This is a genomic window from Pseudomonas sp. S2_C11 (genome assembly GCF_054668395.1).
On record NZ_CP162765.1, the window covers coordinates 4,773,677 to 4,788,990 of the forward strand.

A 15,314-nucleotide genomic window follows, 5' to 3' on the forward strand; every position below is an offset into this window, starting at 1 on the left:
CCCACATTGAACATCCGTCACGGCATCGAATTGGTGCATGACAAATCCTTCATGCACCAAAACCTTCCAGAATCGCCGCGCCTGTTGAAAGATCAGGCAAGCGCCGACAGCTATTTCCTACAGATCACCCGATTGGCGCGGCGCTTGCTCTAGCCCATTCAACGTTCATTGCTGGAAGCTTTCCGATGCTGGTGATTCATCGCAGAATCGACCCTCAACCCGTCTGGGCCGCCGAGCTGCACCTGACCTTCGAAGCGCGCAGCAAAAGCCGTTTGCGCTGTTTCAGTGCCGAAGGCGAAGACGTCGGGTTGTTTTTGGAGCGCGGCCAGCCACCGCTGTATGACGGCGAATGCCTGCAGGCTGAAGACGGCCGTGTCGTGCGCGTCTGCGCCCGCCCTGAACAACTGCTCCATGTCACTTGCGCCAATGCGTTCGAACTGACCCGCGCGGCCTATCACCTCGGCAACCGCCATGTCGCCCTGCAAGTCGGCGGTGGCTGGCTGCGCCTGCTCGACGATTACGTGCTCAAGGCGATGCTCGAACAGCTCGGCGCGCAGGTCGAGGCTATCGAAGCGCCGTTCCAGCCGGAACACGGCGCTTACGGCGGCGGCCATCATCATTCCCGCCACGGCGACGAAGACTTCAACTACGCGCCGAAACTCCACCAGTTCGGCGTGCGCCTGTGAATCCGGCCTGGGCGCTGCTGCGTCTGGCCAGTCCGCAATTGCCGATTGGCGGCTACAGCTATTCCCAGGGTCTGGAAATGGCGGTGGATAATGGCCGGGTCCACAACCCGGACGGCGCCCGCCGCTGGATCAGCGATCAACTGCTGCTCAACCTCGCGCGCTTCGAAGCGCCGCTGCTGTTGGCGCATTGCCAGGCCGCAGCAGATGAAAACTGGGCCGAATTACGACAACTCTGCGAGAGCCACCGCGCCAGTCGCGAAACCCGCGAGTTGCATCTGGAGAGCCGGCAGATGGGCTACTCCCTGCAGCAGTTGTTGAACGGTTTGCCGGAACTCGATGCGCCCGCCCGCGACTTTCTTGAACAGACCACAGAACCGCATCTCGCCCTGTGCTGGGCACTGGCGGCACGCGCCTGGGGCATCACCCCGCAGGACGCTCTTGCCGCGTGGCTGTGGAGCTGGCTGGAAAACCAGCTCGCCGTGCTGATGAAAACCCTGCCGCTGGGCCAGCAAGCCGCGCAGCGCCTGACCAGCGAACTGCTGCCGCTGCTGCAACAGGCGCAGCACGACGCGACCCACCTCAACCCCGAACACATCGGCAGCGCCGCGTTTGGCCTGTCTCTGGCGTGCATGGCCCACGAGCGCCAGTACAGCCGTCTCTTCCGCTCTTAGGGCTGTTTATTTTGGAGAATGAAATGGATACACAACCTCTGCGCGTCGGCATCGGCGGCCCGGTCGGTTCCGGCAAAACCGCGCTGACCCTGGCCCTGTGCCTGGCCCTGCGCGAGCGTTACAACCTCGCCGTGGTCACCAACGACATCTACACCCGCGAAGACGCCGATTTCCTGGTGCGCAACGAAGCCCTCGCGCCGGAGCGGATCATCGGCGTGGAAACCGGCGGCTGCCCGCACACGGCGATCCGCGAAGACGCCTCGATCAACCTCGAGGCGGTCGATCAACTGAACCGGCGTTTTCCCGGGCTGGATCTGATTCTGGTGGAATCCGGCGGCGACAACCTCTCGGCGACCTTCAGCCCGGAGCTGTCCGACCTGACCATCTACGTGATCGACGTCTCCGCCGGCGACAAGCTGCCGCGCAAGGGCGGCCCGGGGATCTGCAAGTCCGACCTGCTGGTGATCAACAAGATCGACCTCGCGCCACTGGTGGGCGCCTCGCTGGAAATGATGGACAGCGACACCAAACGCATGCGCAACGGCAAGCCGTTCGTTTTCAGCAACCAGAAAACCGGTCAGGGCCTTGAAGAAATCATCGCCTTCATCGAACGCCAGGGCCTGCTGACCGCCGCCTGATCCACTTATCAACAAGGAAGCTTATCCATGACACTCAAACGCATTCTTGGCGCTCTGGCGTTGCTGCTGACACCGGCACTGGCCTTCGCTCACCCGGGGCATGGCGACAGCGGCCTCGTCGCGGGCATCAGCCACCCGATCGGCGGTCTCGATCACTTGCTGGCAATGCTCGCCGTCGGTTTGTGGGCCGCGCAGCAACAAGGCGCGGCGCGCTGGGCGCTGCCGTGCACGTTTGTCGGCACCATGCTGCTGGGCGGCCTGCTCGGTTTTGAAGGGCTGGAGTTGCCGGCGCTGGAAAGCGGGATTGCTGCTTCGGTATTGGCGCTGGGCCTGGCCGTGGCACTGGCCGTGCGTCCGCCGCTGGTGATGGCGGTGGCAGCGACGGCGCTGTTTGCGCTGTTCCATGGCGTGGCGCATGGGCTGGAGCTGCCGGAAATGAGCAGCCCGTGGGCGTATGCGGCCGGGTTTGTCGCGGCGACAGCGGTTTTGCATGCGCTCGGTTATGGCGTGGTGCGAGTTCTTCCGCAGGCAGCGGCGCCGCTGGTGCGGTTGGCGGGTGCGGCTTCGGCGGCGACTGGGGTGTGGTTGCTCGCAGGCTAATCTCTATCGCCTGAGCCGGCCTCATCGCTGGCAAGCCAGCTCCCACAGGTTATTGGGTAAGTCCACAATTGTGTGAACACTCAATTTCCTTGTGGGAGCTGGCTTGCCAGCGATGACGGCCGATCAGACACCAAACCTTTAAAGGCTGCCTCTCTGCTACCATGTCGCGCAATCGCCCCAGCCCGTGACGCCCGCCCATGCCCCACGCTTCCCGCTCCACCGCCCTGCCCGAATTGACCGCCCTGTTTGGCCAAGTGCAGCAGCACTTCCTCGACGTGATCGTGCCGCTGTGGCAAGGCCCGGGCTGGAATGCCGACATGGCGTTGCCGTACGAGGCGCTGGACGCCGCGCATCAACCGCTGCCAGTGCAGCGCTATCGGGCGATGGCCTGCGCACGGCAGCTGTATCTGTTCTCCAGCCTGATCGGGATTGTGGATAACGCCGAAGTCCGCGCCGCCGCGCTGTTCCGTTCCCTGCAACGGCATTTCCATGATGCCGAGCATGGCGGCTGGTTTTACAGCATCGACGCACAGGGCAAGCCGCTGGACCAGCGCAAGGATCTCTACACCCACGCCTTCATCCTGTTCGCCTGCGCGCATTACTGGGACAAGTCCCGGGATTCGCTGGCCGAGTCGACATTGAACGCCGCGCTGGAAATCATCGGCCGCCGATTCGCCACCGGCGACGGTTTATACGAAGCCTGCCTGGAGCGTGACTGGCTCACCCTGCAAACCGGGCCACTGCAAAATCCGCTGATGCATCTGGCCGAAGCCTTTCTGGCCACTCTGGCGGTGCGCGAAGACCCGCAAACGCAGAAGGCCCTGCTTGAGTTATGCACAGCCATGCACAAGCAATTCGTCGATCCGCAATATGGCGTGTTGATGGAGAAGCCGCTGGGCGCTGTGGATAACTGGTACGAGCCGGGGCACCAGTTCGAATGGTATTTCCTGCTCCAATCGTCGGCGCTGTTGCGCGATTCGAAACTGCACCGGGCGCTGGATCGGGCATTTGCCCTCACCGAGCAGTACGGCGTGCTGGAGTCCTGCGGCGCGGTGCGGGCGATGCTTGATCTGGAAAGCAATGGACGGCCAAGGGATTCGACCCAACGGATCTGGGCTCAAGCCGAATACCTGCGCGCGCTGACCTTGCGGGCGGACAGCGAAGCGGTGGTGCTGCGCCAGTTGCAGGCGTTGCAGCAGCGGTTTCTGCATGCCGGCGGCTGGCATGAGTGTCGCGATGAGAATGGAGAGGTCAGCCGCAAGGACATGCCTTCGACCACGCCTTATCATTTGGCGACTTGCTACCACGGTTTGGCTGAATATCTGCGTTGACCTGTGCAAAGCAGGATTTTGGGGCTAGAGAGTTACTGTGGCGAGGGGATTTATCCCCTCGCCACAACTGTGCTCTCAGCAGACATCCGGATCAGATCAGGCAATCCACTTCTTGTCCCCGGTGAAGCTGATCGTCAGCCACCTCGCCGCATCCGGTTCACCCAACTGCGCCGATATCTGCTCACGTAGCGCATCCAGCTGCGCGACATCGCGCAGCGGATAATCCGCCGGTAACACCACATGAATTTCGATGAACCGCGCTCGGCCGTGCTTTTGCACGTAGGACACGTAATCGTCGAAACCATGCTCGACCTTCGCCACCTCCATGACCTGCCTGACCTGCTCATCCAGAGTATCCGGGGCAATACCCAGCACATCACGCAATGCCGGGCCGAGGATCTTCAACGCCGGGGGCAGCATGGTCAGGGCCAGCACGATGAGGATCAGCGGGTCGACATACACCGCCCACTCGCCATAGCCCTGAGACTTGAGCAGCAGCGCCGCGAGGAAACTGATCAACAGGCCCACAGACAGCATCGCGTCGACCAGCCAACTGATGTTGTCGAACTGGATCAGGCTGGATTTGAGCTTGCGATTACGCTGGCGCACGTAGAAGAAGTAGGCGAACTCGACAACGGTGAATACCGCCGCGTAGACGATCACCAGACCCAACTCGATATCACGGCCACCATTGATGATGCCGAACACACCGTTGAGAAACGCATAGATCGCGATCAACAGCAGGAAGCTGCCTTCGATCAGCAGCACCATCGGCTCCAGATGCCAGAAGCCGAACTGGAAACGCTGATTGCTCTGCTTGGCGATCAGCCGGGCGGTGATCAGCATCAGGATTTTGATGAACGTCGCGATCAGCGAGAAAAAGCCATCGAACAGGATGGATTGCGAACCTGAAACAAAACCGGTGCCGATCCCGGCAATCGACACCGCCAGCATCAGCAGCGTCGATTGTTTGAGCAGTGCCTGCTCACCTCGGTTACTCACTTGAACTCCTCATGAAACCTTGAGCGCCGCGGGGTGCGGCCTGATGGTTGAGTGAGGAGTTTAGCTTATCGTCCTGTTTTGCCTGTGCCGACCCTTTCGCGAGCAGGCTCGCTCCCACAGGGAAAAATGCATGTCCAATGTGGGAGCGAGCCTGCTCGCGAATGGCCTCAGCGCGGTATCAAGCCTTGTTTCGCTCGATGGCAAACCCGGCCCAGGTCTGGCTCACCGGCATCAGTTCGAGGCTATTGATGTTGATGTGCGCGGGGGTGTTCATCACCCAGAAAATCGTCTCGGCGATGTCCTGCGGCTGGATCGGCTCGGCGCCGGCGTAAGTGGCGTTGTAGCGTTCCTGGTCACCGGCAAAACGTACCAGCGAGAACTCGCTTTCGCACAGGCCGGGTTCGATGTTGCTGACCCGCACGCCAGTACCTTGCAGGTCGCAACGCAGGTTCAGCGAGAACTGTTTGACGAAGGCTTTGCTCGCGCCGTACACGTGGCTGCCCGGGTACGGGTAGTTACCGGCGATGGAACCGAGGTTGACGATACCGGCACCACGGCCGTGGGCGATCAGCCGAGGCAGCAGCAGGCGGGTGGCGTACATCAGGCCTTTGACGTTGGTGTCGACCATGGTGTCCCAGTCATCCAGATCGCATTTCGGCGCCGGGTCGACGCCGAGCGCCAGGCCGGCGTTGTTGATCAAGCCACGGAGTTTGGCAAACGACGGCGGCAGGTTGGCGATAGCCTCCTCCATCGCTTTGCGATCGCGCACATCGAGAACCAGACCATGCACTTCGGTCTGCTTCGACAGTTCGGCGCACAGGGCATTGAGGCGTTCTTCACGACGGCCGGTCAGGACCAGCTTCCAGCCAGCCTCGGCAAAACGCCGGGCACAGGCTTCACCAAAACCGGACGTCGCGCCGGTGATAAACAGGGTGTCGGACATCGTGTTCTCCTTGCTTCGGCCGCCACGGCAGCCCTTGGAATAGAAAATCAGCAGGCAGCATGCCCGCCCTCGCGAATACGGGCAACACTTGCCAGCTGTACAAAAATCAACCAAGTGCGCCAAGACCTTAGCCTGCGTGGCCTGCAGCCATGTGCACGCATGTTATCCACAATCTGCTCCACAGTTTCCGGGGGCAAGTGCAAACGTGCAAAGCCGCGCCACACAAGGCTTTGCGGGCGAAATGGAAAGTTTTTTGCTTGACCGTGAGGCGGGGGATGTGCGGGACAGGGCATTTTGCACGACGGACGGTATCACCGGGTGATTGCGCGAGGCCAGCAATTACGGTGCTCCGCGAGGTCTTTCCAGAGTTTAGTCACAGACTTATCCACAGGCTTGCGCACATGGAATTGCCATGTCTCTCCTCTCCAGAAAAAGGTTGACAACGACGCCGCGCGCTCCAGCAAAAATGCCTGATCAAAAAACAAACACATCCCTGCAAGCCACGTTTCATAAGGCTTGCAGCCAGATACACCCACGTTATTCACAGCCAGCTCCACAGTAACCGGGGACAAGTCAAAACTGTGGAAAAACAGCCATTTGCAGCGTCTATATGTCGCGCTTTGGCAGCTTGGGGAATTTGTTTTCCACAATTCTGAATTCCGCTTGATGTCATGCCTTGATTCCATGTAGGAGCTTCCGAAGGCTGCGATCTTCTGATTTTTTTAAGATCAAAAGATCGCAGCCTTCAGCAGCTCCTACACAGTGAGTTTGAAGGATAAAAAAGCCCCGGGACTCTTGTCGCCGGGGCTGTGTGCAACCGCGAGAAGAATCAGTGCCCACCAAGATAGGCGTTACGCACCTCCTCATTCACCAGCAGTTCTTTGCCGGTGCCGGTCAGGCGAATCTCGCCGTTGACCATCACATACGCCCGGTCCGACAGCTTCAGCGCATGGTTGGCGTTCTGCTCGACGAGGAAAATCGTCATCCCGGTTTTCGCCAGCTCGCGCAGCGTGGCGAAGATCTGCTTCACCACGATCGGCGCCAGACCCAGGCTCGGTTCATCGAGCAGCAACAGCTTCGGCCGGCTCATCAGCGCACGGGCGATGGCGAGCATCTGCTGTTCACCGCCAGACATGGTCATCGCCCGCTGATTGCGCCGCTCCTCAAGCCGTGGAAACAGCTCGAACATGCGCTGCATGTCCTCTTTGGCGTACTTGTCGCCAATCGGGATGGTGCCCATCAGCAGGTTTTCCTCGACGGTCATGTCGGGGAAAACCCGCCGCCCTTCCGGCGACTGCGCGATACCGTTGGAGGCGATGTAGTGCGAGGACTTCTGCGTGATGTCGACGCCCTGATAGAGAATCTGCCCGCCCGCCGCTCTGGGCTGGCCGAAGATCGACATCAGCAAGGTCGACTTGCCGGCGCCGTTGGAGCCGATCAGGCTGACGGTCTCGCCTTCGTTGATCTGCAATGAAACGCCCTTGAGCGCCTGAATCGGGCCGTAGAACACGTCCAGATTGCGCAGTTCGAGGATCGGTTGGCTCATACCAGCTCCTCTTCATCGGCGCCCAGGTAGGCCGCGATCACTTTTGGATCGTTACGGATCGCTTCAGGCCCGCCCTCAGCGATGACGATGCCGTGGTCCAGCACCACGATGTGGTCGGAAATGCTCATGACCATGCCCATGTCGTGTTCGATCAGCACCACGGTCAGATCGTGCTCGTCGCGCAGCAGCCGGATCATCGCGCTGAGCGCTTCGGTTTCCTGAGGATTGAGGCCGGCGGCCGGTTCGTCGAGGCAGATGATCTGCGGCCGCGTGCACATGGCCCGGGCAATTTCCAGACGCCGTTGTTGGCCGTAGGACAGCTCACCGGCCAGACGGTTGGCGCAGTCCACCAGATCGACCACTTCGAGCCAGTAGAACGCGACATCCAGCGCGTCGCTCTCGGCCTTGCGATAGCCCTTGGTGTTGAGAATGCCGGCGAGCATGTTGCGGTTGACCCACATGTGCTGCGCCACCAGCAGGTTTTCCAGCACCGACATTTCCTTGAACAGGCGAATGTTCTGGAACGTCCGGGCGAGACCGGCACGGTTCACCAGATGAGTACCGCCGAACATTTTGTAGTACATGCGGCTGAGGAAGGATTTCGGCGAGACGAAATCGGTCGCCTTGAACGACTCGCCCAGCAGCTGGATCACGTTGGTCTGCTGGCCGCGCACGTTGAGTTCGATCTTGCCGCCCGTGGCCTTGTAGAACCCGGTCAGGCAGTTGAACACCGTGGTCTTGCCAGCACCGTTGGGGCCGATCAGGGCGAAGATCGAATTGCGTTTGACCTTCAGGCTGACATCGCTCAAAGCCTTGATGCCACCGAAATGCATCATCAGTTTTTCAACAGAGAGTACGACTTCACTCATGGCGCAGTCCTCTCGTAGTGAATGGCACCTTTGCGTGGTTTGACCCCGGTGCGGCTGATGCGGATCAGCCCGCGTGGTCGCCAGATCATCATCAACACCATCAGGATGCCGAACAGCAGCACGCGGTATTCAGCGAAGCCACGCAGCAGTTCCGGGGCGACGGTGAGCACGAATGCGGCGATGACCACGCCGATGGTCGAACCCATGCCGCCGAGCACGACGATGGCGAGGATCAGCGCCGATTCGAAGAAGGTGAACGAGGTCGGATTGACGAAGCCTTGATAGGTGGCGAAGAACACCCCGGCCAGACCCGCCGTCGACGCACCGATGGTGAACGCCGAGAGCTTGACCAGTACGTGGTTCAGGCCCATTGAGCGGCAGGCGATTTCATCTTCACGCAGGGCTTCCCAGGCGCGACCGACCGGCATCTTCACTAGCCGATGCTTGACGTACAACACCGCCAGCACCACCAGGAACAGCACCGCGTAGATGAAGTAATACTTCACGTCCGGGTTGTAGGTCAGGCCGAAGAACTCGTGAAACGGCACCCCGCCATCCTTCGCTCGCTTGCCGAACTCCAGACCGAAGAACGTCGGCAGTGGCGCCGGCATGCCGTTCGGGCCGCCGGTCAGGGACAGCCAGTTGTTGAGCACCAGACGAATGATTTCGCCGAAGCCCAGGGTCACGATCGCCAGATAGTCACCGTGCAGACGCAGCACCGGGAAACCGAGAATGCAACCGGCCAGGCCTGCGGTGATCGCCGCCAGCGGCAGCACGGTCCAGAAACCCAGACCCAGATATTGATAACCCAATGCCAGACCGTAGGCACCGATGGCGTAGAACGCCACGTAACCAAGGTCGAGCAGCCCGGCCAGACCGACCACAATGTTCAGCCCCAGCCCCAGCAGCACGTAGATCAAACCGAGGATGACCACCCCCAGCAGATAGGAGTTGGAGACAAACGGCACGATGATCGCCAACACGATAATCAGCGGGATGATCCAGCGCAGCCGTGATTTGTAATCCGCCGGCAGCACGTGCACACCGGAACCGGTGCTCTCGAACCCGTCGAGGATCTTCAGGCCCTTGGGGGTTTGCAGGAACAGGCTGAGGGCAAAGCGACCGGCCATGACGATGGCAATGATCCACGCCACACGGGTTGCTTCGAGGTTGAAGCTGTAGCCGTCGAGGACCACGCCGACAATCGGCCCGAACACGATCAGCGCAATCAGGCCGGCAAGAATCGCCTCGACCAGACTTTTTTTGATATCGATGGATTTTTCAGTGGTTGCAGACATCGCTTACACCTTCGACACAAGAGGACGGCCCAACAGGCCCTGCGGCCGGAAGACCAGTACGAGGACGAGCAGCGAGAAACTGAACACGTCTTTGTAGTCGGAGTTGACCAGACCGGAGAACAGCGACTCGGAGATGCCGAGGATGATCCCGCCGAGCATCGCGCCGGGCAGTGAACCGATGCCGCCCAGAACCGCTGCGGTGAACGCCTTGATGCCGATGATGAAGCCGGCATAGAAGTCGAACGTGCCGTAGTTCATGGTGATCAGCACACCGGCCAGTGCCGCCATGGCTGCACCGATGATGAACACGTAGGAAATCACCCGGTCGGTGTTGATCCCCAGGATCGAGGCCATCTTGCGGTCTTGCTGGGTCGCACGGCACATGCGGCCGAGCTTGGTGTATTTGATGATGTAGGTCAGCAGCCCCATGCCGACAAACGCGGCGATCAGGATGAAGACTTTGGTGTAGGTCAGTTGCACGAAGCCGGTGCCGACTTCAACACGCCAGGCACCGGTCAGCAGCGTAGGCACGCCCTGTTGTTTGGCGCCCTGAGCGATCTGTGCGTAGTTCTGCAGAATCAGCGAAATACCGATAGCGCTGATCAGCGGCGCCAGGCGGGTCGAGTTACGCAGGGGTTTGTAGGCGACACGCTCGATGACCCAGCCATACACCGCCGTGACGACGATGGTGAAGATCAGCGTACCGAGCATCAGCAGCGGGAAGGATTCGATACCGAAGTAAGCCAGCAGAGCCAGACTGATTGCCGCCAGGTAAGCGGAAATCATGTAAACCTCGCCGTGGGCGAAGTTGATCATGCCGATGATGCCGTAGACCATTGTGTAGCCGATGGCGATCAGGCCATAGACCGACCCGAGGGTCAGGCCATTGACCAGTTGCTGCAGGAAAATACCATCCATAACGCAATCTCACGCAGTGAGAACCTGCGCGCCATCGGCGCGCGGTTCTTCTAGGAAAAATACAGATGTACGTCGGAGCAATGTCGGAGCGTGATCAGCCCGATCACCACTGATCCCTCTGTGGGAGCGAGCCTGCTCGCGAAAGCGGTTGAACACTCAACGCAGAGGTTGTTTGTCAGTGCGTCTTCGCGAGCAGGCTCGCTCCCACAGGGGATCGGTGGTGATCAGATGATCGCTTCAGCCCTTACTTCTGCTTTTCCAGCTGGTGGTATTTGCCGTCCTTGTCCCACTGGTAAACCACGTAGTCGGAGACTTTCAGGTCGCCTTTGGCGTCCCAGGTCTTCTCGCCCATCACGGTTTTCACCGGGTTGGCCTTCAGCCACTTGGCAGCGGCTTCGCCGTCGTTTTTCTTCGCGCCATTGAACGCTGCCGCCAGGGTCTGAACCGAGGCGTAAGCGTACAGGGTGTAGCCTTCAGGCTCGGTGCCGGCCTTGCGGAACGCGTCTACTACGGTCTTGCTTTCCGGCAACAGGCGCGGGTCGGCGCCGAAAGTCATCAGCACGCCATCGGTGAATTGCGGGCCGCCAGCGGTGGTCACCAGTTCGTCGGTCACGATGCCGTCGTCGGACATGAACTTGACGTCTTTCAGACCTTGTTCACGCAACTGACGAACCAGCGGACCGGCTTCCGGGTGCAGGCCGCCGAAATAGACGACATCGGCGCCGGCGCCACGGATCTTGGTGACGATGGTGCTGAAGTCTTTCTCGCCACGGGTCAGGCCTTCGTACAGCACAGGCTTGACGCCGCGTTTTTCCAGCTGAGCCTTGGTGGCATCAGCCAGGCCTTGGCCGTAGGTGTCCTTGTCGTGCAGCACGACGACTTTCTTGCCCTTGAGCATGTCGACGATGTAGTCGCCGGCAACGATGCCTTGCTGGTCGTCACGTCCGCACATACGGAACATGGCGCTGAGGCCGCGTTCGGTAACTTGCGGGTTGGTCGAGCCCGGAGTGATCGCGATGATCCCGGCTTCGTCGTAGATTTCCGACGCTGGAATGGTCGAAGAGGAGCAGAAGTGACCGACCACGCCGGCGACTTTCTGGTTGGTGAGGTCCTTGGCGACCGTCACTGCCTGCTTCGGTTCGCAGGCGTCGTCGCCTTTGACCAGGACGATTTTTTCCCCGTTGACGCCACCCGCCGCGTTGACCGCATCGGCCGCCGCCTGTGCACCCTTCATGTACTGCTCGCCGAATGCCGCGTTGGCACCGGTCATAGGACCCGCTACACCGATCTTGATATCAGCTTGAGCAAACGCAGAAACACCCAGCGCAGTAGCGACTGCGAGGGCCAGAAAGCCTTTCTTGTAAAACGTCTGGGACATGAGGTGGTGCTCCAAGGTTTTTTTTAGTTGGCACTGCGACTTCACTTCACTCAAAGCTCAGAGCAAGGCCCGTGCCATCGGTTTTTTATTCTTCAAAAAGTCGCTGCGTTGTTGTTATTTCGACTGTTTCGGTCCCATTTTCATTGGGCGTGCAACCGTCTAAACCGCGGAAGGTGAAACCATTTGTTTTTTCAGGCGCAACCCGCACGCGCCATCATTGCAACCGCAGCGGCAAACGACGTGCAACCAGCCTGTAACAGCCCGCGTCACCGAACTGCACACTGCTGGTGCGGTACTGCTACAACCCGCACCATTACAGGCTAGTCGCTGGATGCAAAAGCGCCGCTTGCGGCAACAAATTTCAACACTCAAATAACGATGCGCAGGCACTGGCCCGCGTGATACAGGGAAAACCCGGCCTCGTACAGGCAACTGCGCAAGCCCACACCGGCCAGGGGCTGCATCGGTGCGAAGGGAATCGGCAGTGCCTGCGGATTGCCGTTGCACAGGTAATCGGCAAAAGCTTTGCCGACCACCGTGCCGGTGGTGACGCCGCGACCGTTATAACCGGTGACGGCCACCAGTCCCGGCGCCGGTTCGAACAGGCGCATCAGGTGATCAGGGGTAAACGCGATGCGCCCGGTCCAGGTGCATTGCCACTCGACCGGCTTCAGATTGGGGAAGTAATGCTGCTGCACCCGATCGGCCCAGGCTTTGAGAAACCAGGTCGGTTTCTGGTTGCCATTGCCGAGGCTGCCGAGCAACAGGCGCCCGTCCTTGTCACGGCGGATGCTGCTCAATACCTGACGGGTGTCCCACGAGCCCTGCCCGCCCGGGAGAATTTCTTGCGCAGCGTCTTCGGTAAGTGGCACCGAGGCGACCTGGTAGTAATAGCCGGGAAAGAAATTGCGCTTGAGTTCGGTCCAGTCGCCTTCGGTGTAAGCATTGGAGGCGATGACCACTTGTTCGGCGAGTACCGAACCCTGGGCGGTTTGCACCGACCACTTCTGCCCGACGCGCTCGAGGCGAGTCACCGGCGAATGATCGAACATCTGCCCGCCGAGCCCGCGCACGGCATTGGCCAGCCCGGTGACATAGGCCATCGGATTGAGCGTGCCGGCGCGGCGGTCAAGCAACGCGGCGGCGATTTTCTGCGTGCCGGTGGCTTGCTCGCAGGCCTTGCCGGTGAGCAGTTCGACCGGCGCGCCACGACGTTTCCATTGCTGCTCGCGACTGCGCAGATCCGCCTCGCCCTTGGCGTTATGCGCCATGTGCAAAGTGCCTTCGCGGCGCAATTGGCAATCGATAGCGTATTTATCCACAAGGCTGAACACCAGCGCCGGCGCCGCACCGAGCATGCGGTTGAGCTGACTGCCGACCGCCTCGCCGAACCCCGCTTCGATCTCGTCCGGAGGAATCCACATGCCGGCGTTGACCAGCCCGACATTGCGCCCGGAGCCACCGTGCCCTGCGCGATGCGCTTCCAGCACGCAGACGCTTTTGCCTTTTTCCAACAGATGCAGCGCCGCTGACAACCCGGTGAACCCGGCGCCGATCACACAGACATCGACCTTGACCTCGCCCTTGAGCGCGGTGTTATCCGGGCGTTGTGGCGTGAGCGTTTCCCACAGACATTCTTCGCGTAACGGCATTGCCAGACTCCAACAGAAACCCAACAAACACACAAACCTGAGTGAGCCCCCTGTGGCGAGGGGATTTAGCGAAACGTCGCACCGCCCCGCTGGGTCGCGGAGCGGCCCCAAAATTTCAAAAGCGACGACTGCTTCGCAGCCGAACGGGGATAAATCCCCTCGCCACAGTGCTCACTCCTACAGAGGATCTCCACCTGTCAGTCGAATGTAATGCCCTGCGCCAACGGCAATTCCAGCGAGTAGTTGACGGTATTGGTCTGCCGCCGCATGTACGCGCGCCAGGCATCGGAGCCGGACTCACGGCCGCCGCCGGTTTCTTTCTCGCCACCAAAGGCGCCGCCGATTTCCGCGCCGCTCGGGCCGATGTTGACGTTGGCGATGCCGCAGTCACTGCCGACCGCCGACATGAACCGCTCGGCCTCACGCACATCGGTGGTGAAAATGCACGATGACAGGCCTTGCGGCACGGCATTGTTCAGGCGCAGCGCTTCCTCGAAATCGCTGTAGCCGACCACGTAGAGAATCGGCGCAAAGGTTTCGCTGCAGACCACATCGCTCTGCTCGGGCATTTCCACGATGGCCGGCGACACGTAATAAGCATTGGGGAATTGCTCTTCCAGTTGGCGCTTGCCACCGAACACCCGGCCGCCTTCGCTCAGCGCCTGTTCCAGCGCATCCTGCATGTTTTCGAAGCTGTGCTTGTCGATCAGCGGGCCGACCAGATTGCCTTGCAGCGGATGGCCGATGCGTACTTTCGAATAGGCAGCCTTGAGGCGGGTGACGATTTCTTCCTTCACCGATTCATGAGCGATCAGACGGCGCAAGGTGGTGCAGCGTTGCCCGGCGGTGCCGACGGCGCTGAACAGAATCGCGCGCACTGCCATGTCCAGATCGGCGCTCGGGCCGAGGATCATCGCGTTGTTGCCGCCCAGTTCGAGAATGCTGCGGGCGAAACGCGCGGCGACTTTCGGCGCCACTTCGCGGCCCATGCGCGTGCTGCCGGTGGCGCTGATCAGCGCAACACGCGGATCATCGACCAGCGCTTCGCCGGCATCGCGACCGCCGATCACCACCTGGCACAGGCTCGGTGGGGCATCACTGAAATTTTTCACTACGCGATCAAACAGCGCCTGACAGGCCAGCGCGGTCAGCGGGGTTTTCTCTGATGGCTTCCACACCACCGGGTTGCCGCAGACCAGCGCCAGGGTGGTGTTCCACGCCCACACTGCGACCGGGAAGTTGAACGCGCTGATGACGCCGACCACGCCGAGCGGATGCCAGGTTTCACGCATATGGTGGCCCGGGCGCTCGGAGGCGATGGTCAGACCGTACAACTGGCGCGACAGGCCAACGGCGAAATCGCAGATGTCGATCATCTCCTGTACTTCACCCAGGCCTTCCTGAGTGATCTTGCCCGCCTCCCACGACACCAGCTCGCCGAGATCGGCCTTGTACTCGCGCAACACTTCGCCGAACTGACGCACCAGCTCACCGCGACGCGGCGCCGGCACCTTGCGCCAGTGCTCGAATGCATGATCTGCGCGACTGATGTGTTGCTCGACTTCGGCAGCGCCCTCCCAGTTCACCGAGGCAATTTCACTGCCATCGATGGGCGAATGCACCGGCACCTTGCCGTTCTGGTACAGGGCCGGGTTGACTCCCAGGCGATCAAGCAATGCGGCTACCATCGGTCTCTCCTCAAGCAAAAACAGAATGTGTGCGGCCATCCTTTGCATGGCCGGGCAGGCCTTTAGTTGTAGCCTCACTGCGGCGATGCAACAA

General features: G+C 60.6%; 14 protein-coding genes. 5 read left to right on the forward strand and 9 right to left on the reverse strand.

Translation table 11 applies throughout. The features are described 5' to 3' along the window. The first annotated feature begins 185 nt into the window (after positions 1-185). The 5 genes from ureE to AB4N48_RS21595 all read left to right on the forward strand — a co-directional run bounded on the left by ureE (position 186) and on the right by AB4N48_RS21595 (position 3,926). Positions 186-686, forward strand: coding sequence for an urease accessory protein UreE (ureE, locus tag AB4N48_RS21575; RefSeq protein WP_056787607.1), 501 nt, complete (start codon positions 186-188; stop codon positions 684-686). Continuing rightward, positions 683-1,357 (forward strand): urease accessory protein UreF, encoded by a 675-nt coding sequence (locus tag AB4N48_RS21580; protein WP_150638248.1) that lies wholly within the window; start codon positions 683-685, stop codon positions 1,355-1,357. Before ureE ends, AB4N48_RS21580 begins: the two co-directional genes overlap by 4 nt. Before the next feature lie 23 nt (positions 1,358-1,380). Then, positions 1,381-1,995, forward strand: coding sequence for an urease accessory protein UreG (gene ureG, locus AB4N48_RS21585; RefSeq protein ID WP_016771910.1), 615 nt, complete (start codon positions 1,381-1,383; stop codon positions 1,993-1,995). Between the two features lie 27 nt (positions 1,996-2,022). Continuing rightward, positions 2,023-2,595: a HupE/UreJ family protein gene (locus AB4N48_RS21590; protein ID WP_123443929.1), complete on the forward strand. Its 573-nt coding sequence runs from the start codon at positions 2,023-2,025 to the stop codon at positions 2,593-2,595. Between the two features lie 197 nt (positions 2,596-2,792). Next, complete coding sequence (locus AB4N48_RS21595) at positions 2,793-3,926, forward strand: AGE family epimerase/isomerase (RefSeq protein WP_460094294.1); 1,134 nt, start codon at positions 2,793-2,795, stop codon at positions 3,924-3,926. Between the two features lie 96 nt (positions 3,927-4,022). Here the strand turns inward: AB4N48_RS21595 and AB4N48_RS21600 are convergent, their stop codons facing one another. The 9 genes from AB4N48_RS21600 to amaB form a co-directional block, all read right to left on the reverse strand. Further along, on the reverse strand, positions 4,023-4,928 hold the full coding sequence (locus tag AB4N48_RS21600; RefSeq protein ID WP_236168121.1) for a cation diffusion facilitator family transporter: 906 nt from the start codon (positions 4,926-4,928) through the stop codon (positions 4,023-4,025). A gap of 178 nt (positions 4,929-5,106) precedes the next feature. After that, positions 5,107-5,871, reverse strand: a complete 765-nt coding sequence (locus tag AB4N48_RS21605; RefSeq protein WP_016771914.1) for an SDR family oxidoreductase — start codon at positions 5,869-5,871, stop codon at positions 5,107-5,109. Between the two features lie 829 nt (positions 5,872-6,700). Then, positions 6,701-7,417: an ABC transporter ATP-binding protein gene (locus AB4N48_RS21610; RefSeq protein WP_016771915.1), complete on the reverse strand. Its 717-nt coding sequence runs from the start codon at positions 7,415-7,417 to the stop codon at positions 6,701-6,703. Continuing rightward, entirely contained in the window at positions 7,414-8,286 is an 873-nt protein-coding gene (locus tag AB4N48_RS21615) for an ABC transporter ATP-binding protein (RefSeq protein ID WP_041480710.1), read from the reverse strand. Before AB4N48_RS21615 ends, AB4N48_RS21610 begins: the two co-directional genes overlap by 4 nt. Next, entirely contained in the window at positions 8,283-9,584 is a 1,302-nt protein-coding gene (gene livM / locus AB4N48_RS21620; RefSeq protein WP_024011385.1) for a high-affinity branched-chain amino acid ABC transporter permease LivM, read from the reverse strand. The genes AB4N48_RS21615 and livM overlap by 4 nt, the downstream gene beginning before the upstream one ends. A gap of 3 nt (positions 9,585-9,587) precedes the next feature. After that, positions 9,588-10,502 (reverse strand): ABC transporter permease subunit, encoded by a 915-nt coding sequence (locus AB4N48_RS21625; RefSeq protein WP_041480712.1) that lies wholly within the window; start codon positions 10,500-10,502, stop codon positions 9,588-9,590. 244 nt (positions 10,503-10,746) lie between these two features. Further along, positions 10,747-11,880, reverse strand: a complete 1,134-nt coding sequence (locus AB4N48_RS21630; protein ID WP_041480713.1) for an ABC transporter substrate-binding protein — start codon at positions 11,878-11,880, stop codon at positions 10,747-10,749. A gap of 368 nt (positions 11,881-12,248) precedes the next feature. Next, positions 12,249-13,532 carry an L-pipecolate oxidase gene (gene amaA, locus AB4N48_RS21635; RefSeq protein ID WP_252877341.1) on the reverse strand — a complete coding sequence of 428 codons (1,284 nt, stop codon included), beginning with the start codon at positions 13,530-13,532 and terminating at the stop codon, positions 12,249-12,251. A 197-nt stretch (positions 13,533-13,729) separates the two neighbouring features. Then, positions 13,730-15,220, reverse strand: coding sequence for an L-piperidine-6-carboxylate dehydrogenase (gene amaB / locus AB4N48_RS21640; RefSeq protein WP_290128313.1), 1,491 nt, complete (start codon positions 15,218-15,220; stop codon positions 13,730-13,732). Between the last annotated feature and the right edge of the window lie 94 nt (positions 15,221-15,314).

What these genes read in the sequence shown, in the direction of transcription:
- AB4N48_RS21605 (WP_016771914.1), bottom strand. Translation starts at nt 5,871, where the DNA reads ATGTCCGACACCCTGTTTATCACCGGCGCGACGTCCGGTTTTGGTGAA.
- AB4N48_RS21615 (WP_041480710.1), bottom strand. Translation starts at nt 8,286, where the DNA reads ATGAGTGAAGTCGTACTCTCTGTTGAAAAACTGATGATGCATTTCGGT.
- AB4N48_RS21595 (WP_460094294.1), top strand. Translation starts at nt 2,793, where the DNA reads ATGCCCCACGCTTCCCGCTCCACCGCCCTGCCCGAATTGACCGCCCTG.
- AB4N48_RS21625 (WP_041480712.1), bottom strand. Translation starts at nt 10,502, where the DNA reads ATGGATGGTATTTTCCTGCAGCAACTGGTCAATGGCCTGACCCTCGGG.
- ureG (WP_016771910.1), top strand. Translation starts at nt 1,381, where the DNA reads ATGGATACACAACCTCTGCGCGTCGGCATCGGCGGCCCGGTCGGTTCC.
- AB4N48_RS21630 (WP_041480713.1), bottom strand. Translation starts at nt 11,880, where the DNA reads ATGTCCCAGACGTTTTACAAGAAAGGCTTTCTGGCCCTCGCAGTCGCT.
- AB4N48_RS21590 (WP_123443929.1), top strand. Translation starts at nt 2,023, where the DNA reads ATGACACTCAAACGCATTCTTGGCGCTCTGGCGTTGCTGCTGACACCG.
- amaA (WP_252877341.1), bottom strand. Translation starts at nt 13,532, where the DNA reads ATGCCGTTACGCGAAGAATGTCTGTGGGAAACGCTCACGCCACAACGC.
- ureE (WP_056787607.1), top strand. Translation starts at nt 186, where the DNA reads ATGCTGGTGATTCATCGCAGAATCGACCCTCAACCCGTCTGGGCCGCC.
- amaB (WP_290128313.1), bottom strand. Translation starts at nt 15,220, where the DNA reads ATGGTAGCCGCATTGCTTGATCGCCTGGGAGTCAACCCGGCCCTGTAC.
- AB4N48_RS21610 (WP_016771915.1), bottom strand. Translation starts at nt 7,417, where the DNA reads ATGAGCCAACCGATCCTCGAACTGCGCAATCTGGACGTGTTCTACGGC.
- livM (WP_024011385.1), bottom strand. Translation starts at nt 9,584, where the DNA reads ATGTCTGCAACCACTGAAAAATCCATCGATATCAAAAAAAGTCTGGTC.